The 19349-nt window shown below is 61.2% G+C and carries 20 protein-coding genes; 15 read left to right on the top strand and 5 right to left on the bottom strand.

All coding sequences use genetic code 11. The features are described from left to right. The first annotated feature begins 98 nt into the window (after window positions 1-98). From ACN2XU_RS12415 to ACN2XU_RS12390, 6 genes are all read left to right on the top strand, one after another. The gene (locus tag ACN2XU_RS12415) at window positions 99-1214 is read left to right on the top strand and encodes an extracellular solute-binding protein (protein ID WP_419410761.1); all 1116 of its coding nucleotides are present in this window, start codon (window positions 99-101) and stop codon (window positions 1212-1214) included. A 104-nt stretch (window positions 1215-1318) separates the two neighbouring features. Beyond that, window positions 1319-1606: a DUF1330 domain-containing protein gene (locus tag ACN2XU_RS12410; protein ID WP_419410760.1), complete on the top strand. Its 288-nt coding sequence runs from the start codon at window positions 1319-1321 to the stop codon at window positions 1604-1606. A 3-nt stretch (window positions 1607-1609) separates the two neighbouring features. Beyond that, the gene (locus ACN2XU_RS12405; protein ID WP_419410759.1) at window positions 1610-3244 is read left to right on the top strand and encodes an ABC transporter permease; all 1635 of its coding nucleotides are present in this window, start codon (window positions 1610-1612) and stop codon (window positions 3242-3244) included. Window positions 3245-3247: 3 nt separating this feature from the next. Continuing rightward, window positions 3248-4432 (top strand): ABC transporter permease, encoded by a 1185-nt coding sequence (locus tag ACN2XU_RS12400; protein ID WP_419410758.1) that lies wholly within the window; start codon window positions 3248-3250, stop codon window positions 4430-4432. A 113-nt stretch (window positions 4433-4545) separates the two neighbouring features. Beyond that, window positions 4546-5799, top strand: coding sequence for a PAS domain-containing protein (locus tag ACN2XU_RS12395; RefSeq protein WP_419410757.1), 1254 nt, complete (start codon window positions 4546-4548; stop codon window positions 5797-5799). An 89-nt stretch (window positions 5800-5888) separates the two neighbouring features. Then, complete coding sequence (locus ACN2XU_RS12390) at window positions 5889-7136, top strand: PAS domain-containing protein (RefSeq protein WP_419410756.1); 1248 nt, start codon at window positions 5889-5891, stop codon at window positions 7134-7136. Between the two features lie 53 nt (window positions 7137-7189). On the opposite strand, the gene ACN2XU_RS12385 is transcribed toward ACN2XU_RS12390, so the two are convergent. Beyond that, window positions 7190-8062 carry a branched-chain amino acid aminotransferase gene (locus ACN2XU_RS12385; RefSeq protein WP_419410755.1) on the bottom strand — a complete coding sequence of 291 codons (873 nt, stop codon included), beginning with the start codon at window positions 8060-8062 and terminating at the stop codon, window positions 7190-7192. A 160-nt stretch (window positions 8063-8222) separates the two neighbouring features. Between ACN2XU_RS12385 and ACN2XU_RS12380 the strand changes: the two genes are divergently transcribed. Genes ACN2XU_RS12380 through dxs form a run of 6 tightly spaced genes read left to right on the top strand, consistent with a single transcriptional unit; the run spans window position 8223 to window position 13503 of the window. Next, window positions 8223-8735 (top strand): MarR family winged helix-turn-helix transcriptional regulator, encoded by a 513-nt coding sequence (locus ACN2XU_RS12380; protein ID WP_419410754.1) that lies wholly within the window; start codon window positions 8223-8225, stop codon window positions 8733-8735. Next, window positions 8732-9433 (top strand): response regulator, encoded by a 702-nt coding sequence (locus ACN2XU_RS12375; protein WP_419410753.1) that lies wholly within the window; start codon window positions 8732-8734, stop codon window positions 9431-9433. The genes ACN2XU_RS12380 and ACN2XU_RS12375 overlap by 4 nt, the downstream gene beginning before the upstream one ends. A 60-nt stretch (window positions 9434-9493) precedes the next feature. Next, window positions 9494-10417, top strand: coding sequence for a histone deacetylase family protein (locus ACN2XU_RS12370; protein WP_419410752.1), 924 nt, complete (start codon window positions 9494-9496; stop codon window positions 10415-10417). Continuing rightward, window positions 10414-10656, top strand: a complete 243-nt coding sequence (locus ACN2XU_RS12365; RefSeq protein WP_419410751.1) for an exodeoxyribonuclease VII small subunit — start codon at window positions 10414-10416, stop codon at window positions 10654-10656. Before ACN2XU_RS12370 ends, ACN2XU_RS12365 begins: the two co-directional genes overlap by 4 nt. Before the next feature lie 14 nt (window positions 10657-10670). After that, complete coding sequence (locus tag ACN2XU_RS12360) at window positions 10671-11558, top strand: polyprenyl synthetase family protein (protein ID WP_419410750.1); 888 nt, start codon at window positions 10671-10673, stop codon at window positions 11556-11558. 19 nt (window positions 11559-11577) lie between these two features. Then, window positions 11578-13503, top strand: coding sequence for a 1-deoxy-D-xylulose-5-phosphate synthase (gene dxs, locus ACN2XU_RS12355; protein ID WP_419410749.1), 1926 nt, complete (start codon window positions 11578-11580; stop codon window positions 13501-13503). 8 nt (window positions 13504-13511) lie between these two features. On the opposite strand, the gene ACN2XU_RS12350 is transcribed toward dxs, so the two are convergent. Both ACN2XU_RS12350 and ACN2XU_RS12345 read right to left on the bottom strand, forming a co-directional pair. Beyond that, the gene (locus tag ACN2XU_RS12350; protein WP_419410748.1) at window positions 13512-14189 is read right to left on the bottom strand and encodes an exopolysaccharide biosynthesis protein; all 678 of its coding nucleotides are present in this window, start codon (window positions 14187-14189) and stop codon (window positions 13512-13514) included. Continuing rightward, window positions 14155-15030 carry an SDR family oxidoreductase gene (locus ACN2XU_RS12345; RefSeq protein ID WP_419410747.1) on the bottom strand — a complete coding sequence of 292 codons (876 nt, stop codon included), beginning with the start codon at window positions 15028-15030 and terminating at the stop codon, window positions 14155-14157. Before ACN2XU_RS12345 ends, ACN2XU_RS12350 begins: the two co-directional genes overlap by 35 nt. Window positions 15031-15181: 151 nt before the next feature. Between ACN2XU_RS12345 and ACN2XU_RS12340 the strand changes: the two genes are divergently transcribed. Beyond that, entirely contained in the window at window positions 15182-15649 is a 468-nt protein-coding gene (locus tag ACN2XU_RS12340; protein ID WP_419410775.1) for a transglycosylase SLT domain-containing protein, read from the top strand. 24 nt (window positions 15650-15673) lie between these two features. Here ACN2XU_RS12340 and ACN2XU_RS12335 read toward each other — a convergent pair whose 3' ends face one another. Further along, entirely contained in the window at window positions 15674-16432 is a 759-nt protein-coding gene (locus tag ACN2XU_RS12335) for a class II aldolase and adducin N-terminal domain-containing protein (RefSeq protein WP_419410746.1), read from the bottom strand. A 144-nt stretch (window positions 16433-16576) separates the two neighbouring features. Here ACN2XU_RS12335 and ACN2XU_RS12330 point away from each other — a divergent pair, with 144 nt between their 5' ends. Together ACN2XU_RS12330 and ACN2XU_RS12325 are read left to right on the top strand one after the other, a co-directional pair. Then, on the top strand, window positions 16577-18061 hold the full coding sequence (locus tag ACN2XU_RS12330; protein ID WP_419410745.1) for an AMP nucleosidase: 1485 nt from the start codon (window positions 16577-16579) through the stop codon (window positions 18059-18061). 131 nt (window positions 18062-18192) lie between these two features. Beyond that, complete coding sequence (locus tag ACN2XU_RS12325; RefSeq protein WP_419410744.1) at window positions 18193-18480, top strand: HU family DNA-binding protein; 288 nt, start codon at window positions 18193-18195, stop codon at window positions 18478-18480. A 170-nt stretch (window positions 18481-18650) separates the two neighbouring features. Here ACN2XU_RS12325 and ACN2XU_RS12320 read toward each other — a convergent pair whose 3' ends face one another. Further along, on the bottom strand, window positions 18651-19346 hold the full coding sequence (locus ACN2XU_RS12320; protein ID WP_419410743.1) for a GNAT family N-acetyltransferase: 696 nt from the start codon (window positions 19344-19346) through the stop codon (window positions 18651-18653). Between the last annotated feature and the right edge of the window lie 3 nt (window positions 19347-19349).

Genomic DNA, 19349 nt, shown 5'->3' with positions numbered 1-19349 from the left:
GGGGATGATCGGCTTGCTGGCAAGTCGAGGGGTTGGACGTTCGAACCCGTAACTCCGGCCCCCTTAATCAAACGGGTAGTACACTTAGGGAGTATGAAATGAAACTCACCAAGACCCTCATGGCCTCCACGGCCCTGACCGTCGCGGCGGCCGCGGCACACGCGGAAAGCCACGGCAATATGGCCGATAGCATGACGCTTGTTAGCTGGGGCGGTGCGTACCAGGCTTCGCAGCAGAATGCATATGTCGTGCCCTATCTGGAAATGCATCCTGAGGTTTCCGCAACTTGGGACGAAAGTTCCAACGAGGCCGTTGCCAAGCTGCGCGCCATGAACGAAGCGGGCAACGTCACCTGGGATCTCGTCGACGTCGTGGCATCCGACGCGATCCGCCTGTGTGACGAAGGCCTGGCGATGGAAATCGACCCGGACGAAGATCTTGCGGCTGCCCCCGATGGCACCTCCGCCGAGGACGACTTTGGCGACCTGCTGGTGTCTGACTGCTTCATTCCGCAGATCGTTTACTCGACCACCTTCGGCTATCGCACCGACATGGTTGGCGACACCCCGCCGACGGACGTCTGCGCCGTATTCGACCTGGAAGCCTATCCGGGCAAGCGCGCACTCGAAAAGCGCCCGATCAACAACATGGAATGGGCGCTGCTCTGTGACGGGGTTGCCAAGGCTGACGTGTACGACGTCCTCGAAACCGAGGAAGGTCAGGACCAGGCGCTTGCCAAGCTCGACACCATCAAGGACGACGTGATCTGGTGGTCTGCAGGCGCCGACACGCCGCAGCTGCTCGCCGACGGCGAAGTCGTGATGGGCTCCACCTACAACGGTCGTCTGTTCTCGGTCATCGAAGAGCAGGATCAGCCCGTCGCCATGCTGTGGGACGCGCAGGTGTTCGACCTTGACGGCTGGATCATTCCTGCCGGTCTTCCGGAAGATCGTCTGGCGCGTGTGAAGGACTTCGTGAAGTTCGCCACCGACACCCAGCGTCTGGCCGATCAGGCGAAGTACATCTCCTACGGTCCGGCCCGTCAGTCGTCCGCTCCGCTGGTTGGCAAGCATGCCGAACTCGGCATCGAGATGGCGCCGCACATGCCGACCGATCCGGAGAACGCCAAGAACACGTTCCTCTACAACTACGAGTTCTGGGCTGACTATCGCGACGACATCGACGCGAAATTCCAGGCGTGGCTCGCGCAATAAGCGCTCCATGACGACGGTCGAGGCGGGGACAAACCCCGTCCGCCGATACCGATAAGGCGGGCGGGGATTTCCCCGCCCTGCCATACAACGACATGGAGAGGGACATGCCCAAAGGCTATATCATCGGCCATATCACGGTGAACGATCCCGAGGCCTACAAGGAATACATCGAGCGCGATACGCCGATCCTTGAGAGCTACGGCGCGAAATTCATCGTCCGCGGCGGTCAGTCTGAAACGCCGGAAGGCGAGACGCAGAACCGGCATGTCGTTATCGAATTTCCCGATTATGAGACGGCGCAGCGCGCATATGCCGATCCGGCCTACCAAGAGGTCGCCGAGATCCGCCGCCGCACCGCAACAAGCACGATCATTCTAGTGGAGGGCGCGTGAACCATGAGTGACGCAACCCAGTCCGGCCCGGTCCTTGCCGCTGACGGCACCCCGCTCAAACGCAGCCTGAACCGCGCCCTGCGCCGCCAGAAGATGCGCGCGCTCATGTTGATTGCGCCGCTTCTTCTGTTCATTCTACTGGCCTTCATTCTCCCGATTGCCGACATGCTGTGGCGCTCGGTCGAGAACCAGATCGTCTCCGAAACTCTGCCACGCACAACCGTTGCGCTTGCCGACTACGACGCCGAAAGCGGTGAAGTGCCGGGCGATGCGGTCTTCGAGGCAGCCTATTACGACATATTCATCGCCGCCGAGCGCAAGCTGCACACCCGGCTTGGTACGCGTTTGAACTATGAGATGACCGGTGCGTCTTCGTTGTTCCGCAAATCAGGTCGCGGGCTCGATGACATCGGCGAAGTGTATCAGGATCAATTCGAAGATCTCGACGAAAACTGGGACGAAGCCGAGCCTTGGGCCGAGCTCATGGGGGATGCCGATTGGCTTGCGGAGCAGCGCGCCTGGCAAAAGGGCGCGAGGCAGCCGGAGTTCGAAGTCCGCTCTGACATTGCCGCGCTTCTGCCGCGCACAGCCGAGCAATATACCGTTTTTGCCCGTTTCCAGCAGGTGGAGGAAGACAAAAGTCCACTGCGTGAGGAGCCGTGGACCGCTGTGTTCACCGCCCTGTACGAGGATCTCGCCGAGACCGACGTGTCCGGCTATTCCGGACCCCGGGCCGACATGTTGAAAGCCGCGGACGCGCTTGTCGACAGTCCGGACTTCGAAACGGTCCGCCTTCAGGACGCGTTCGGCGACATCGACAAGGACTGGCTGACTCCGGAGATCTGGCAGACCATCAAGATCTATTCGCCGGATCTGACCAACGGTTATTTCCTCAATGCCGTGGATATGCAGAACGCCCCGGACGGCGCGGAATTCCGCGACGAAGACGAACGCATCTACGGGCTACTGTTCAAGCGCACGATGTTCATGAGCCTGGTGATCACCTTCAGCTGTATCATGCTGGCCTATCCGATTGCCTATCTGCTCTCGAACCTGCCGGCCCGTACGGCCAACCTGCTTATGATCCTCGTGCTCTTGCCATTCTGGACCTCGCTTCTGGTGCGGACCTCCGCGTGGAAGGTCATGCTGCAGCAGCAGGGGGTGATCAACGATGTGCTGGTCTGGCTTGGCCTGGTGGACGATGCCAACCGATTGATCATGATGAATAATCAGTTCGGTACGATTGTCGCCATGACACACATCCTGCTGCCGTTCATGATCCTGCCGATGTACTCGGTGATGAGCACAATCCCGACAACCTATGTCCGGGCCTCCAAATCGCTGGGGGCGACGAATTGGACCACCTTCTGGCGAGTCTATTTCCCGCAGTCAGTGCCAGGGATCGGTGCGGGGAGCATCCTCGTCTTCATCCTGGCCATCGGCTACTACATCACGCCGGCCATCGTTGGCGGGACCACCGGTACGTTTATCTCGAACCGGATTGCCTATCACATCCAGTCGAGCCTGAACTGGGGTCTGGCTGCCGCATTGGGGACAATTCTGCTGGCGGCGGTTCTCATACTCTACTGGGCCTACGACCGGATCGTCGGCATCGACAACGTGAAGCTGGGGGGCTGAGGAATGGCCGTAGAAACACAAGCAATCAAACGCCCCATCGGATTTGCAGCGCCGGTCGTCGGCGGGTTCGGGGCTTTCTTCGGCATGTTCGTCGGGGCGTCCAACGGCTCGACGATCATGGGCCTGGTCGCCGGTGCCCTCATCATGGCGGCGGTGGCCTTCGTGCTGCTCGAAGTTGTGCCGGGCGAGATGGAAAAAACCGCCAAGGCTGGTCTGATAGTGCTGATGCTGGTTGCCGGTCTGGTGCTCGGATCCCTTCCGGGCGCAGTCATTGGCGGGCTGTTCGGCTGGTTCTTCGGGTGGTTGATCTACTGGGTCGGCATGGGGCGCTACCGCGTGCCGCTGCCCCCCTATCTGACCTCCGGACAGGTGCTCTGGCACTATACCTTCCGGGTGATTTGCGGGGCAATCTTCGTCTTCCTGATCACACCGATCCTCGTTGTGATCCCGCTCAGCTTCAACGCCGAGAACTTCTTCACCTTCACGCCCGAGATGCTGCGCTTCGATCCGGCGGGCTACAGCCTCAAGCACTACCGCGACTTCTTTGGTTCCAGCGAATGGCAACACGCGTTGCGCAACTCTCTGATCATCGCACCAATGGCGACGGTCCTGTCGGTGACCTTCGGCACGTTGGCGGCCATCGGCCTGTCGTCCGAGCACGTGCCTTTCCGGCGCGCAATCATGGCGATCCTGATTTCGCCGATGATCGTGCCGCTGATCATTTCTGCGGCGGGAATGTACTTCTTCTACAGCCGCCTTGGTCTGCAGGGCACATTGCCGGGCGTGGTCCTGGCGCATGCGGCGCTTGGCATCCCCTTCGTGATCATCACCGTAACCGCGACGCTTGTCGGCTTTGATCGCTCGCTGACCCGCGCGGCAGCGAACATGGGCGCCGACCCTGTGACAACCTTCTTCCGGGTGCAGATGCCTTTGATTCTTCCGGGCGTGATTTCGGGTGGTTTGTTCGCTTTCATCACGTCGTTTGATGAAGTCGTCGTGGTGATCTTTGTCGGCTCTGCCCAACAACAAACCCTGCCGTGGCAGATGTTTATAGGCCTGCGCGAGCAGATCAGCCCGACGATCCTTGCCGTTGCGACGATTCTCGTCGGCATTTCCATCGCTTTGCTGACCACGCTTGAGCTTCTCCGCCGCCGTTCCGAGCGGTTGCGGGGCATGAGCCCGGGCTGAGCACAAATTAGATAAAATGCTCCGCGAATTAAAAATGGTTCGCGGAGCGTGTTTCAGCATTTGTTAAAAGGGGTAAGGCACCTTTCCGTCGAACCAGTTTCCCGGGGTGTCTTATGACCGAACTCAATCAAAATTTCGCTGCTGAAGCGGCGCGCACCACCAAACAGGGAGAGGTCTCCTTTGCCGTGGGTGAGATGTTTTACTCGCGCACTGACAAGCGCGGAGTGATCCAGGCAGGCAACACTGTCTTTCAAAGACTGGCCGGACATGAGTGGAGCGACCTGATTGGCGCGCCTCACAAGATTATCCGCCATCCTGACACGCCGCGTGGCTTGTTCCACCTGATGTGGGAACGGATCAAGGAAGATAAGGTGACCGGCGCCTATGTCCAGAATCGCTCTAAAGATGGCCGGTATTATTGGGTGTTCGCCCTGGTTTCCCCGACGGACAGCGGCTATATTTCGACCCGCATCAAACCTGTCTGTGGCCTCTCTACCAAGGTGGAAGAAATCTACGCCAAGATGCTCAAGCGCGAGCAAGACGAGGGGCTGAGCCCCGCCAGCAGCGCCGACTACCTCCAGGAGCTACTGGTCGAAGAAGGTTTTGCAAACTACAACGCGTTTCAGTCACGCGCGCTGGCGAGGGAGTTTCACGAACGGCAAACCCAACTGGGTAAGAATCTCGACGCGGGGCAGCTGAAATACCTGGAGATGGCTAAGGCAATCGCCGACGTTGCCAATGAAACGACAGGCATGACAGAAGCCTTTCAGGCCATCCGAACGGTGCCGATGAACATGAGCATCATTGCCTCTCGTCTCGAAAACGCCGGCGGGCCGATCAGCGCCATTTCGGTGAACTATAGTCAGATGCTCGAAGAAATGTCGAGCTGGGTGAACACGTTTGTCGATGGCGACGCCTGCGTGTTTTCGCGCATGCGCAGCGCGATCCTCGAAGGACAGTTCCTGAGCTTCGCACGCGCGTTGCAGATGGAAATGCGGACCAATTTCACGGATGAAGACGCAAAATACCCGGACTCTATTGATGTCCTTGATGAGCGGGCGAGACTGGAAAAACGCGAAGCTGTGCTCCTGGAAAAAACCGTCATGTCGCTGCAGAATGTCGAGGTCGAGGCACGCCGGTTTGCGCGCAGCGTCCTCGACATGAAACGCTACGTCACCGGCCTGAGTTCGACCCGGATGATGTGTAAAATCGAGAGCGCATCACTGGCTGAGTCTGGCACGGAACTCGCCGGAATCGTAGACCAACTTGATGACGGCCAAAACGAGATCGAGATGCGACTTGCTCGGATCGTCGAGTTGAATGCGATCATCCAGGGCAGCACCGCGATGCTGAGATCTCTTTTTTGACCGGATTGGAACCTGAGCGATAGGGCTTTCACCAAATCATAAGAGTTGGCCGCCATGCTATACTCAATGACCGCGTCGAGGACTTCAACATGGCCGATCTATCACATGACTTTACCCCCGCACCATCAATATCCGGGGGTGAAGCCAGTCTTCAGACCAGTGAAGTCTTGTTTTCGCGCACCGATGATCGCGGTGTCATAAAATGTGGCAACGTCAATTTCTGCCGAATTTCCGGTTATGACTGGTCGGAACTGCAGAATGCCCCGCACAAGATCGTGCGGCACCCGGACATGCCCAAGGGTGTTTTCGAGCTCTATTGGAGCCAATTGAAGGCTGGGAAGCCCGTAGGCGCCTACGTCAAGAACCGTACCAAGACCGGTCGGTATTACTGGGTCTTTGCGCTGGCAATGCCGATTGATGACGGGTTCATTTCCATCCGGATCAAACCAACCGGCGGAATGCTGGCCATGATTGCCGAGATGTATGCAGATCTTGCCCGGCGCGAGCAGGCGGACGGGCTGACCCCGTCTGAAAGCGCTGCGGAGTTCTGTAAGGCTCTCGCTCAAAAGGGCTATCCGACCTATGACGTTTTTCAGTCCGTGGCGCTGGCGAGCGAGCAAAAGGCCCGTTCACAGCAGCTGGGCCGCCCTTTGACCCCGCTGCAAACCCGTTTCATGGAAATGTCCCGGGCAATTTATCAGGTGCAGACGGAAACCACGGACCTTACAGAAGCATTTCAATCCATTCGTACCGTACCGATGAACATGCGCATCATCGCATCCCGCTTGCAAACGGCTGGCGGACCGATCAGCGCAATTTCGGTTAACTACAGCCAAATGCTCGAAGATATGTCGACTTGGGTGAACACCTTTGTGGATGGCGACGACTGCGTCTTCGCCCGTATTCGCAACGCCATTCTTCGCAGTCAGTTTCTTGGGTTCATTTCAGGGCTTGAAAACGATACGATCACAGCCTTGACGGCACAAGGCGCGGCGACGCCAGGTGTTCTTGACCCAAAGGCTGAGGTCGCGATAATCGAGACCTGCATTAAGAAGAATATCGCAGAGACTGCGGAGGCCCTTGGACGGGTCGAGCACGAGGCCAGGCGATTTGGGCGTAGTGTGCTGGACATGAAACGCTATGTGACCGGTCTGAGCTCCACACGCATGATGTGCAAGATCGAGAGCGCGTCGCTTTCGGAAAATGGCGCGGATCTGTCGGGGGTGGTCGATCAATTGGATGCCGGTCAGAACGAGATCGAGGTCCGGCTCGCGCATGTTGTGGAGCTGAATGCCGTGATACAGTCGAACGTATCTATGTTGCGCTCGCTTCTGTAGGTCAAAAAGGGCGCCGGTCTACGGCACCCTTTCGCAAATTGAACAGCGTTTGGTCAGCTCCGGACCAGCTTTTCATATGCTTCAGCGATCTCTCGCGTGATTGCGCCGACTTCGAATGTGAAATCGCCAATCTGGCCGACTGGTGTCACTTCGGCTGCCGTGCCGGTGAGCCAGCATTGTTCGAATCCTTCGAGCTCCTCTGGCATGATGTGCCGCTCGTGAACCGTGATACCGCGGTCTTTCAACATCTGGATCACGGTCTGGCGTGTCAGCCCGTTGAGAAAGCAGTCCGGGTCCGGTGTGTGCACTTCCCCATTCTTCACGAAGAAGATATTGGCGCCGGTCGCCTCTGCCACATAACCACGGTAATCCATGAACAGCGCATCCGAACAGCCTTTGGCCTCGGCGGCGTGTTTCGAGGTGGTACAAATCATATAGAGACCCGCGGCCTTTGCGTGCACGGGGATGGTTTCGGGCGAGGGGCGCTTCCACTTGGCGATGTCGAGCTTTGCCCCCTTCATCTTGGCGTCCCCGTAATAGCTGCCCCATTCCCAGGCCGCGATCGCAAGGCGAACGGGGTTGCGCGCGGAGGCGACGCCCATGTCCGGACCGGCGCCGCGCCAGGCCACAGCACGCACATACGCGTCGGTCAGCCCGTTGGCCTCGAGTACGGCTTGCTTGGCTGTTTCGATTTCATCGACGGTGTAGGGGATCTCGAAATCGAGTTCACCAGCAGAGAAATGCAGCCGCTCCGAGTGTTTGCGGGAGAGGAAAATCTTGCCGTTATAGGCGCGCTCGCCTTCGAAAACGGAGCTCGCATAGTGCAGGCCGTGGGTCAACACGTGCACCTGGGCCTCGCGCCAGTCTACAAGCTGGCCGTCCAGCCAGATCTTGCCATCGCGATCATCATATGCGCCAGTTGCCATAACATCCTCCTGCTGCGCTTCGATTTGCAAATATTGCGCTGGAAACGTCCAAACCGGACATAAAGTTGCGCAAAAACTGAGATTCGCTACCAGTTCCGGGTTGGAATGTCAACAAGGCTGACTTAAAATGGACGCCAGCAATTTTCTGCGGGGAGTGGTCATGTCGGACGCACAAGGCAATCAGTCGATCGGGGGCGAAACGCTGCTGTATCTGACAGACGAACAACTGCGTCAGGGCATCGAAGCGATGTTCTTTGCGTACCGGGGGTTTACCGCCGATCCTGACCGTATTCTGGCGACGCTGAGCTATGGCCGCGCGCATCACCGCGCGTTGCACTTCATCCATGGCGCTCCGGGCACCACCGTCAACAATCTGTTGTCGATCCTTGGGGTGACGAAACAGTCGCTCAACCGGGTGCTGCGCACCTTGATCGAGGACGGTTTGGTCGAGTCGCGGGTCGGGCGACTTGACAAGCGTGAACGTCATCTATTCCTCACGGAGGACGGCATCGCACTGGACACCCGTCTGTCCGACGCGCAACGTGCGCGCATGCGAGCGGCCTACAAACAGGCCGGGCCGGAGGCTGTTTCCGGTTTTCGAAAGGTACTGGAAGCGATGATGGACCCTGACATGCGCCGCCACTATCAAGGGCTCAGGGAGGGCCGGGGATGAGTGAGCCGGATGTGCATTTGCTGATCGTCGATGACGATGAGCGCATTCGAGGATTGTTGCAGAAGTTCCTGATGCGTCATGGCTTCATGGTAAGTGCGGCCCGCGATGCCGCCCATGCGCGGCGCCTGCTGGCGGGCCTGGAATTCGACATGATTGTCCTGGATGTGATGATGCCGGGCGAAGACGGCGTAAGTCTGACCCGCGGCATTCGCGAAACCAGCTTGACGCCGATCCTTCTGTTGACCGCCAAGGCCGAGACCGAGGACCGCATCGCCGGACTTGAGGCGGGGGCGGATGACTACCTCGCCAAGCCATTCGAGCCGAAGGAGTTGCTGCTGCGGATCAACGCGATCCTGCGGCGGATGCCGGAAACCCCGGCCGAAGAAAGCGTGCCCAAGCTTCTGACATTGGGGGATTTCCGCTATGACATCGAACGCGGAGAGATGTGGCGGGGCGACGATCTGGTCCGGTTGACGGCCACCGAGAGCCAACTGATGCGGATCTTCTCCCGGATGCCGGGCGAAGCGATCAGCCGCGCCAAGTTGGTGGAAGACCTGGGCCGCGACAAGGGGCAAGCGCAGGAGCGCGCGGTCGACGTGCAGATTACCCGCCTGCGCCGCAAACTGGAAAACGATCCCAAGCAGCCACGCTACCTTCAGACGGTGCGTGGCGCGGGCTATATGCTGGCCCCGGACTGACATGCACGGCCGGATGGCCGCAATCTGAACAGGTAAGGCAGAAAAAAGGGAGGGCGCGCCATGGCGACGGCGTTGATCACACATGCGGATTGTCTGAAACACGTCACACCGGAGGGCCATCCGGAGCGGGTGGCTCGTTTGGAGTATGTCTTGCAGGCCCTTGAGGCGCTGGAGCTGACGCGGGTGTCGGCGCCGTCCTGCACCGATGAGGATCTTCGGCTTTGCCATCCGCAGGCCTATATCGACCGCATTGGCGCGGCGGAGCCGATCAAGGATGTGACACAGATTGATTCGGATACATGGATGTCGCCCGGCTCCTTGCTTGCGGCAAAGCGCGCGGCGGGTGGCGCACTCAAGGCGGTCGACATGGTTTTGGGCGGTGAGATGTCGAACGCCTTCGTCGCAACGCGCCCGCCGGGACACCACGCGGAAACCGAAACGCCCATGGGCTTTTGCCTCTTTTGCAATGCGGCTCTGGCGGCCAGACATGCTCTGGAGCGGCACGGTCTGGCGCGCGTTGCGGTTCTGGATTTCGATGTGCACCACGGCAACGGCACGCAAGATCTGCTGTGGTCGGAGGCGCGCAGCCTGTTCATCGGATCGCACCAGATGCCGCTTTGGCCCGGAAGCGGCGATGCGACGGATCGCGGGGCGCATGACAATGTGCTGAACCTGCCCTTGCCGCCGCAGAGTGGCGGGACGGAAATGCGGGCGGCCTGGACGCCGGCGCTCCGGCGGTTGCGCGACTATGCGCCCGAGCTGATCATCGTGTCCGCCGGTTTCGATGCCCATCAGGACGACCCGTTGGCACAGCTGAACTGGGGGCTGGAGGATTTCCGCTGGATCACCCGGGAAATCTGCACGATTGCTGCGGAAGTCGCCAAGGGTCGTGTGGTATCCGTGCTGGAAGGCGGCTACGATCTCGATGCGCTGGCGGCTGCGGCCAGGGTGCATGTGCAAGAGCTGATGGAGGCAGGACAATGAGCGACAAGCCGGTGACGGAGATGACCTTCGAAGAGGCGATGGCCGAGCTTGAACAGGTGGTCGGGCAACTGGAGCGTGGCGATGTGGCGCTGGATCAGTCCATTGCGCTTTATGAGCGCGGCGCGGAGTTGCGCAAGCGTTGTGATGCCAAGCTGAAAGAAGCCGAAGAAAAGGTCGCGGCGATCACCCTCGACGCCGATGGCAACCCGGCGGGCACGAAGGCGGTCGAAGGACTGTGAGCGACGGGTCCGTCATGACGCGGGATTTCCCCGAGGTCCTGAAGGCCGATGCGGCGCGGATTATGCGGCGGGCCAGCTTTCTGCAGGTGCAGAGGCGCTCGCTGACCGACGCCATGTATTATGCGCTGGAAGGCGGCAAAATGTTGCGCGGATTTCTTGTGATGGAGAGCTGCCGTTTGCACGACGTGCCCGAGGGCGCGGCCTTGCAGGCGGCTCTGGCGATCGAGTGCCTGCATGGCTACAGCCTGATCCACGACGATTTGCCTTGCATGGACGATGACGACATGCGCCGGGGGCGGCCCACGGTGCATCGCAAATGGGACGAGGCGACGGCGGTTCTGGCGGGGGATGCCTTGCAGACGCTGGCGTTTCGGCTGCTGACCAAACCGGAGATTGCGGATCTGACGGCGCCAGAGAAATTCGCGGCGTCGCATCGCTTGATCGAAGGGCTGGCCAAGGCCTCCGGCGAGGCGGGCATGGTGCTGGGGCAGATGCTCGACATGGAAGCGGAGGCGGCAGAGGCGCCGCTGTCCCTGCGCGAGATCGAGCGCCTGCAATCGCTCAAGACTGGGGCGCTGCTGCTTTGGTCGGCGACCGCCGGGCCGACGATGGCCGGAGCAGAGACCGGATCGCTTTACAAATACGGCCAGAAGCTGGGGCTCGCCTTCCAGATCTGGGATGATGTTCTGGACGTCGAGGGCGATGCCGAAACCGTGGGCAAGGCCGTGGGCAAGGACGCCGGGCGGGGCAAGGCGACCTTCGTCAGCCATCTTGGCCTCGACGGGGCGAAAAGACGCGCCACCGAGATCGTGACAGAGGCCTGCGACGCCTTATCTGTTTACGGTGACAAGGCTGACTGCTTGCGGGACGCCGCACGCTTCGTTATCTCGCGCCGAAACTGAAAGACCGGAAGGCCCCTTCATGTCCGACAAGCCCAACACTCCGCTGCTCGATCGTGTGACCCTGCCGTCGGATCTGAAGAAGTTTTCCGATGCGGAGTTGATCCGGCTGGCGCAGGAAGTGCGCGCTGAGACCATTCATGCGGTCTCGCAGACCGGCGGGCACCTCGGCGCGGGGCTTGGCGTGGTCGAATTGACAGTGGCGCTGCACGCCGTGTTCGACACGCCGCGCGACAAAATCATCTGGGATGTCAGCCATCAGTGTTACCCGCACAAGATCCTGACCGGACGGCGCGACCGGATGAATACGCTTCGGCAGAAAGACGGTCTGTCCGGATTCACCAAGCGGTCCGAGTCCCCCTTCGATCCGTTTGGCGCGGCGCATTCCAGTACCTCGATCAGCGCGGCGCTCGGTTTTGCCGTGGCGCGCGATCTGGGCGGAAGTTGTGAGACCGGTCATGGCGACGCCATCGCGGTGATCGGCGATGGCGCGATAAGCGCAGGCATGGCGTATGAAGCGCTCAACAACGCGGGCCATCTGAAAAAGCGCCTGATCGTCATTCTCAATGACAATGAAATGAGCATCGCGCCGCCCACCGGCGCCATGTCCTCCTACCTCAGCCGCCTCTATGCCGAGGCTCCGTTTCAGGACCTCAAGGCGGCCGCCAAGGGCGCGGTAAGCTTCCTGCCAGAGCCATTCCGGGAGGGCGCGAAGCGGGCCAAGGATATGCTCAAGGGAATGACCGTGGGCGGCACGCTGTTCGAGGAACTGGGGTTCAGCTATCTCGGTCCGATTGATGGTCACGACATGGAGCAGCTCTTGCCGGTGTTGCGCACCGTGCGGCAGCGGGCGACGGGGCCGATCCTGATCCACGCGCTGACCAAGAAGGGCAAGGGCTATCGCCACGCCGAACACGCCGCAGACAAGGGCCACGCGCGCGGCAAATTCGACGTCGTCACCGGCGAGCAGAAAAAGGCGCCGTCGAACGCGCCGTCGTACACCAAGGTCTTCGCCGAGGCGCTGCTGCAGGAGGCCGCGCATGATCCGCAGGTCTGCGCGGTGACGGCGGCGATGCCGGATGGCACGGGCCTCGATCTCTTTGCGGAGCGCTATCCGTCGCGGTGTTTCGACGTCGGTATCGCCGAGCAGCATGGCGTGACCTTCTGTGCCGGTCTGGCCGCAGGCGGGATGAAGCCGTTTTGCACGATGTACTCCACCTTTCTGCAGCGCGGCTATGATCAAGTGGTCCACGACGTTGCCATTCAGCGCCTTCCGGTGCGCTTTGCCATTGACCGCGCGGGGCTGGTCGGGGCCGATGGGGCGACGCACGCCGGGTCATTCGACGTGGCCTATCTGGCAAACCTGCCCGGTTTCGTGGTCATGGCCGCCGCTGATGAGGCCGAGCTGAAGCACATGGTGGCGACGGCCGTGGCCTATAACGATGGCCCCATCGCCTTCCGCTATCCGCGCGGCGAGGGCGAGGGCGTCGAGATGCCGGACCGCGGCACGGTGCTGGAAATCGGCAAGGGCCGGATGATTCAGGAGGGCAGGGGCGTCGCGATCCTGTCCTTCGGCACGCGTCTGAGCGAGGTGATGAAGGCATCCGAGGCCCTGCGCGGGCGTGGAATCACGCCAACCGTGGCCGACGCCCGCTTTGCCAAACCGCTGGACCGTGATCTGATTCTGAAACTGGCGGCGGAGCACGACGCGCTGATCACCATCGAAGAAGGGGCGATCGGCGGCTTTGGCAGCCATGTGGCACAACTCCTGGCCGAGGAGGGCGTGTTTGATCGCGGCTTGAAGTACCGCTCCATGGTGTTGCCCGATACCTTCATCGACCAATCGAGCCCTCAGGACATGTACGACACGGCAGCGATGAATGCCGAGCATATCGAGGCCAGGGTGCTGGATGTTCTTGGCGTGGCCAGTCTGGACAAACGCGCCTGAATTGGCGCTCAGAAACCGAAGAAGCTGCTGACGCTGGTTCCCAGGCCGCTGCCAAGCAGGCCGCCCCACAGGGCGAGAACGATCAGGTACAGTGCGGTGCCCTGAACGTAGCCTGCGACCACGTAGGCGCCGTCGCGGGTCATCATGCCGAACATGATCATCGCAATGGCCCCGGCACCAAAAGAGGTGACAAACGGTAGGATTTCCAACACCGGCCACGACACGGCAATCGCAATGGTTGCGACGTAGGCAAGCCATTTCAAGGGTTTGCGCGTCAGGAAGCACAGGCGTCCATGGCTATGCCTGTCCATCCACGCCGCCGGTTTGCGCAGCCAATCGACACCGCGTTGCAGTTTTCCGGCCTTTATCTTGCGACGGGTCAGGAACCCGGGCAGCCAAAGATGCTTGCGCCCGAAGAGCGCCTGCAGGGCGACAATCACCATGATGAGCCCCCCGAATGTCGGCACGGTCGGAATGCCGGACACCGGCGAGACGAGCAGCACAGCCGGGGCAAGCATGATGGCCGGGAAGGAGCTTGTCCCGATGCGTTCGAGCATGGTTTCCACGGAGACAGCGTCTTCGCCATCGCGCGGTTCGACCCGGTCCAGCACGTCACACAGGCTTGTCGGGCCTGTGTCTTCCTCGGGGATGTCAGGAGGGTTTGTCAGTGTGGTGACCTTGCTCATCCAATAGCGCTCTCAGTCCGCTGCGATAATCCGGGTGGTACAGCGCGACGCCAAGCTCATGCTTGATGCGGGTGTTGGAGACACGCTTGCTTTCCGAATAAAAACTGCGCGCCATCGGGGAAAGTTCCGCTTCATCGAATGGAATCTCCGGCGGGACGGGAAGGCCGAGCAATTCGGCGGCATAGGCGATGACATCCTGCGGCGGCGCCGGGTCATCATCGCAAAGGTTATAGGCCGCGCCGGGGTTCGGGGCCTTGATCGACGCTTCGAGACACTGCGCGATGTCGTCGACATGGATCCGGCTGAACACCTGTCCGGGTTTGATGATGCGCCGCGCCGTGCCGTTGCGCACCTTCGAGAAAGGACCGCGCCCGGGGCCGTAGATCCCGGCAAGGCGGAAGACATGCAGTGGCAGACCCGGGATCGCGCCCCAGGCGGCTTCGGCGGTGACACGGGCCTTGCCGCGTTTCGTTGTCGGCTCCAGCGGCGTGCTCTCATCGATCCACGCGCCGTCATGGTCGCCGTAGACGCCGGTGGTGGACAGATACCCGGCCCAGTGCAGATCCGGCGCCGCCCGTTCCAGGGCCGCGCCCAGCAGGCGCAGGGCGGGATCGCCATCCTCGTCCGGCGCGGCAGAAATCAGCAGGTGGGTTGCGCCGTGGAGCGCGTCGGTCACCGCCGCCTTGTCCCAGAGCACGGGCGTCACGCCTTCCGCCTGCAACGCCTCGGCCTTGTCCAAAGATCGCGTGGTGCCGCGGATCGTCCAGCCTTGCGGCAGGAGCCGGGCGGCGAGAGCGCGGGCGCAGTAACCATGCCCAAGAGAGAGTAATGTTCCGGTCATGACGCATACCTATCGCGATCCCGCAGCGATGCAAGATGATGTACAGGGAAGCGGCGATGCGCGGGGCTTTGCCGACGGCTTTTCAGGGGACTCGCCCGGACGCCTGCGCTCGCGTAGAGACATCAGCGTTGGTTCTCCGGAGTTGTCCTCGATGCTTGCCCGACGCGCGTTTCTGCTCTGCCTTGCAAGTCTGCCTATCGCCTGCGCGGCCCCCAAGGAGGCGCCGTCTCCCGCGATGGCCTTTAGTCCGCCGCTCTACCCGAACGAAACCCCGCAACTGCGCGCGCAGATCAACAGATGGGCAGACCACTATGCCTTGCCGCGCGCGCTGGTGCACCGGCTGGCGATCCGCGAAAGCACGCACCGGCCCTGGGCGCGCAACGGCCCATATTGGGGCCTGTTCCAGATCCTGCCGCAGACCGCGCGCGGTATGGGGTTCGACGGCTCCAACGAGGAGCTGCTGGAGGCGGAAGTGAACCTGAAGTACGCGCTGAAGTACCTCAGGGGTGCCTATCTTGTCGCGGGGGGCGATCAGGACGCGGCCATCGGCTGGTACGCGCGCGGCTACTATTACGAGGCCAAGCGCAAGGGGCTTCTGGAAGAAACCGGCCTGCGCTGAGCCCACTCTGGCCGCAAGCCACGCTCAGGACGCGTAGCTGTCGCCCTCTTCGTCCAGGATCAGGCGCAGTTCTTCGAGGAAACGGGCCTCCTGCGGGACCGGATAGTCCTCGATTTCCTGCGCGGTCTTTTCCGCCACTTCATCCGAAAGCACATCAAGCGGCTGGCCGGTTTGCAGGGCGCGGATGTAGGTCTCGGCGGCGCGCTCGAAGTAATACAGGCGATTGAACGTGTCCGCCACGCTGTCGCCGATGACCATGACGCCGTGATTGCCCATGACCATCACTTTCTTCTTCGGATCGTCAAAGAGCGCGGCGCAGCGCGCGCCTTCGTCCTCGAAGGCCAGCCCGCCATAGCCCTCGTCGATGACCGTGCGGTTGAAGAACATGGCGCAGTTCTGATCCACGGGCGGCAGCCGTTTGTCCTTCAGCGTCGCCAGAACCGTGGCATGGATCGAATGCACATGCATGGCGCAGCGGGCATGGGCGCAGGCGCGGTGCAGACCGCCATGCAGGCCCCAGGCCGTCGGATCCGGCGCGTCCGGGCGGTTCATGCTTTCGGGATCATTGGCGTCCATCAGCAGCAGGTCGGAGGCGCGCACCCGCGAGAAATGCTTGAGGTTCGGATTGATCAGGAATTTCGTGCCGTCATCGTTCACGGACAGGCTGAAATGGTTGGCCACGCCCTCGTGCATGTTCATCCGGGCGGTCCAGCGGAAAGCGGCGGCAAGATCGCAGCGCTCTTCCCAGAAGTCGATATTGGCGATGGGGTTCGGTGCGTTCATGGGGGCCTCCTGTTTTACCGCCATAGAGACAGCGCCGGCGCGGGATGTCAATTTTGGAAGGTCAGTTTATGTGACCAATTGGCCACCTTGCAGGCCCAATGACAAGCTGTCACCTTATGCCGCAAATCAAGCTTGGAGGCCGTCATGCAGGATCAGACATCGGGGTTGGAGCTGGTGGTGCCGGATGCGCCCGGCTTCGAGAGCTTTGACGATCCGCGCCCGGCGGTCGAGCGACTTTGTACGCTTTATGACGATGCGGCGCGCTTCCTGCGCGATCGCTTTCTCAAGGCCATGTCCGAGGGTCATCCGGGGGTGCGGATCCGTGCCTACTACCCGGAAATCCGCATCACCACGACAAGCTTTGCCAAGGTCGACAGCCGCCTCAGCTTTGGCCATGTGACGGCGCCGGGCAGCTATGCCACGACGGTGACGCGGCCGCGCATGTTCCGGCACTACCTGGAACAGCAAATCGGCCTGCTGATCGGCAATCACGGGGTCAGTGTGCAGGTGGGGCTGTCCGATACGCCCATGCCGGTGCATTTTGCCGTGGCCAATTTTCCCGATGTGACTGTGCCGCAGGAAGGCGCTGCAGAGTTCATCCTGCGCGATGTCTTCGATGTGCCGGATCTGGCCAGCACCAATGACGACATCGTCAACGGTGTGGCCGCGCCGCGTGACGACGGAACTTTGCCGCTGGCGCCATTTACAGCCCAGCGGGTGGATTATTCCCTGGCGCGGCTGGCGCACTACACGGCCACGGCGCCCGGGCATTTCCAGAACCATGTTCTGTTCACAAACTACCAGTTCTATGTCAGCGAATTCGAGGCCTATGCCCGCGCCATGCTGGCCGATCCGGACAGCGGCTATACGAGCTTTGTCAGCACGGGAAACACGGAGATCACGACGCCGGACGGCGTGCTGACCGAAGCGCCGCGCATGCCGCAGATGCCGACCTATCACCTGAAAAAGTCGGACGGGGCCGGTATCACGCTGGTCAATATCGGGGTCGGCCCGTCGAACGCGAAGACTGCGACGGACCACATCGCCGTGCTGCGCCCGCATGCCTGGTTGATGGTGGGCCACTGCGCCGGGTTGCGCAATTCGCAAAGCCTGGGGGATTTCGTCCTGGCCCATGCCTACCTGCGCGAAGACAAGGTGCTGGACGATGATCTGCCGGTCTGGGTTCCGATCCCTGCGCTGGCGGAGATCCAGATCGCCCTTGAAGAAGCGGTGGAGAAGGAGACAGAGCTTGAGGGATACGATCTCAAGCGGGTGATGCGGACGGGGACCGTGGCCAGTGTCGACAATCGCAACTGGGAGCTGCGCGATCATTCCGGTCCGGTGCAGCGGCTGAGCCAGAGCCGTGCCATTGCGCTCGACATGGAAAGCGCCACGATCGCCGCGAATGGATTCCGGTTCCGTGTGCCTTATGGAACGCTGCTGTGCGTGAGCGACAAGCCGCTGCATGGCGAGTTGAAGCTTCCCGGCATGGCATCGGAATTCTATCAAACGCAGGTGACTCGTCACCTTCGGATCGGGATTCGCGCGATGGAAACCCTGTCGAAAATGCCGTTGGAGCGTATTCACAGCCGGAAATTGCGCTCTTTCGAGGAAACAGCCTTTCTTTGACGTTGAGAAAAGCACGCGAAACCGCAGTAAAATATGGGTTTTGAGACGCTAGCAGTTGTGTTTGCCCGCTATATACGGTTTTAATGCAGCACAGAGGCCCCATGGATGGGCAGTGAAGGAGATATAAAACAATGTCCAAGCCGATGACGAAAACCCAGCTGGTCGCTGCACTGGCGGAAAAGATGGACAGCGACAAGAAGACCGCGGGTGCGGCTTTGGACGCGATCGTCGAGATCATCACCTCCGAAGTGTCGGGCGGTGGCGCCGTGACCCTGCCGGGCGTTGGCAAGATCTATTGCCGCGAGCGTCCCGAGCGCATGGTCCGCAACCCCGCGACCGGTGAGCAGTTCAAGAAGGAAGCCGACAAGCAGGTCAAGATGACCATTGCCAAGGCCCTGAAGGACAGCGTGAACGGCTGAGCCGCGTCTGGATTGACGGTTTTGAAAGGGTCGCCTTGGGCGGCCCTTTCTCTTTTGGCGACGGGGACGGCGCTCGTCCGGCTACGCCGCACATCGCCCCGCCCACCGTCCCATCGGCGGGGCGCTGCCCCGAACCCCGAGGTATTTTCAGACCAAAGACGCGGGGGTGGTCAGCAGTTTTGCAGGCGGCGAATCTGTTTGCCCGAAGCGTCGAAGTTGGTCGCTTGCAGCCAGTTGGTGAAGCGGGTGTTCAGCGCGGGCCATTCGCCATCGAGGATCGAGAACCACGCGGTGTCGCGGTTGCGGCCTTTGTAAATCGTTGCTTGTCGGAACGTGCCCTCGTAGGTGAATCCTAGCCTCTGGGCGGCGGCTTTGGACGGGCCGTTGAGCGCGTCGCATTTCCATTCGAAGCGGCGATAGCCGAGGTCGTCGAAGGCGTGGCGCAGGAGCAGGACCATGGCTTCGGTCGCGGCGGCGGTCTTCTGCAGCCGCGGGGCGAAGTGGATAAAGCCCGCCTCGATGCTCCCGACCGCAGGGTCAATCCGTAGCAAAGAGCAGAACCCTGCGATGATGCCATGGTCGTCGGTGATGGTGTAGAACATCGGATCGGCGGAGCCCTGTGCCCGGCGGCAGAAGGCTTCGGCATCTCCGAGGGTTTGCCATGGTGCATCGGGCAGGTAGGTCCAGCCGGCGCCGCGCGTATCCTCGGCGAAGGCATCCAGCAGCCCCTGCGCATGGCGCTCTCGTGTGGGCGAGAGGGTCACGTAGTGGCCGGCAAGCGGCACATGCGGCGGGCGCGGGCGGGGATAACTTCCCTCTGCGGGCAACCCGACGGGTTGCCCGAGCTCGTTCAGGACATGGTCCATGGT

Origin of the sequence: Pacificoceanicola niger (genome assembly GCF_048553275.1) — a bacterium.
Lineage (GTDB): Bacteria > Pseudomonadota > Alphaproteobacteria > Rhodobacterales > Rhodobacteraceae > Pacificoceanicola.
This window is presented reverse-complemented; position numbering and strand designations above follow the sequence as displayed.

Excerpts from the sequence above, each read along its gene's own strand:
- ACN2XU_RS12415 (WP_419410761.1), top strand. The coding sequence starts at position 99 with ATGAAACTCACCAAGACCCTCATGGCCTCCACGGCCCTGACCGTCGCG.
- ACN2XU_RS12410 (WP_419410760.1), top strand. The coding sequence starts at position 1,319 with ATGCCCAAAGGCTATATCATCGGCCATATCACGGTGAACGATCCCGAG.
- ACN2XU_RS12405 (WP_419410759.1), top strand. The coding sequence starts at position 1,610 with ATGAGTGACGCAACCCAGTCCGGCCCGGTCCTTGCCGCTGACGGCACC.
- ACN2XU_RS12400 (WP_419410758.1), top strand. The coding sequence starts at position 3,248 with ATGGCCGTAGAAACACAAGCAATCAAACGCCCCATCGGATTTGCAGCG.
- ACN2XU_RS12395 (WP_419410757.1), top strand. The coding sequence starts at position 4,546 with ATGACCGAACTCAATCAAAATTTCGCTGCTGAAGCGGCGCGCACCACC.
- ACN2XU_RS12390 (WP_419410756.1), top strand. The coding sequence starts at position 5,889 with ATGGCCGATCTATCACATGACTTTACCCCCGCACCATCAATATCCGGG.
- ACN2XU_RS12385 (WP_419410755.1), bottom strand. The coding sequence starts at position 8,062 with ATGGCAACTGGCGCATATGATGATCGCGATGGCAAGATCTGGCTGGAC.
- ACN2XU_RS12380 (WP_419410754.1), top strand. The coding sequence starts at position 8,223 with ATGTCGGACGCACAAGGCAATCAGTCGATCGGGGGCGAAACGCTGCTG.
- ACN2XU_RS12375 (WP_419410753.1), top strand. The coding sequence starts at position 8,732 with ATGAGTGAGCCGGATGTGCATTTGCTGATCGTCGATGACGATGAGCGC.
- ACN2XU_RS12370 (WP_419410752.1), top strand. The coding sequence starts at position 9,494 with ATGGCGACGGCGTTGATCACACATGCGGATTGTCTGAAACACGTCACA.
- ACN2XU_RS12365 (WP_419410751.1), top strand. The coding sequence starts at position 10,414 with ATGAGCGACAAGCCGGTGACGGAGATGACCTTCGAAGAGGCGATGGCC.
- ACN2XU_RS12360 (WP_419410750.1), top strand. The coding sequence starts at position 10,671 with ATGACGCGGGATTTCCCCGAGGTCCTGAAGGCCGATGCGGCGCGGATT.
- dxs (WP_419410749.1), top strand. The coding sequence starts at position 11,578 with ATGTCCGACAAGCCCAACACTCCGCTGCTCGATCGTGTGACCCTGCCG.
- ACN2XU_RS12350 (WP_419410748.1), bottom strand. The coding sequence starts at position 14,189 with ATGAGCAAGGTCACCACACTGACAAACCCTCCTGACATCCCCGAGGAA.
- ACN2XU_RS12345 (WP_419410747.1), bottom strand. The coding sequence starts at position 15,030 with ATGACCGGAACATTACTCTCTCTTGGGCATGGTTACTGCGCCCGCGCT.
- ACN2XU_RS12340 (WP_419410775.1), top strand. The coding sequence starts at position 15,182 with ATGCTTGCCCGACGCGCGTTTCTGCTCTGCCTTGCAAGTCTGCCTATC.
- ACN2XU_RS12335 (WP_419410746.1), bottom strand. The coding sequence starts at position 16,432 with ATGAACGCACCGAACCCCATCGCCAATATCGACTTCTGGGAAGAGCGC.
- ACN2XU_RS12330 (WP_419410745.1), top strand. The coding sequence starts at position 16,577 with ATGCAGGATCAGACATCGGGGTTGGAGCTGGTGGTGCCGGATGCGCCC.
- ACN2XU_RS12325 (WP_419410744.1), top strand. The coding sequence starts at position 18,193 with ATGTCCAAGCCGATGACGAAAACCCAGCTGGTCGCTGCACTGGCGGAA.
- ACN2XU_RS12320 (WP_419410743.1), bottom strand. The coding sequence starts at position 19,346 with ATGGACCATGTCCTGAACGAGCTCGGGCAACCCGTCGGGTTGCCCGCA.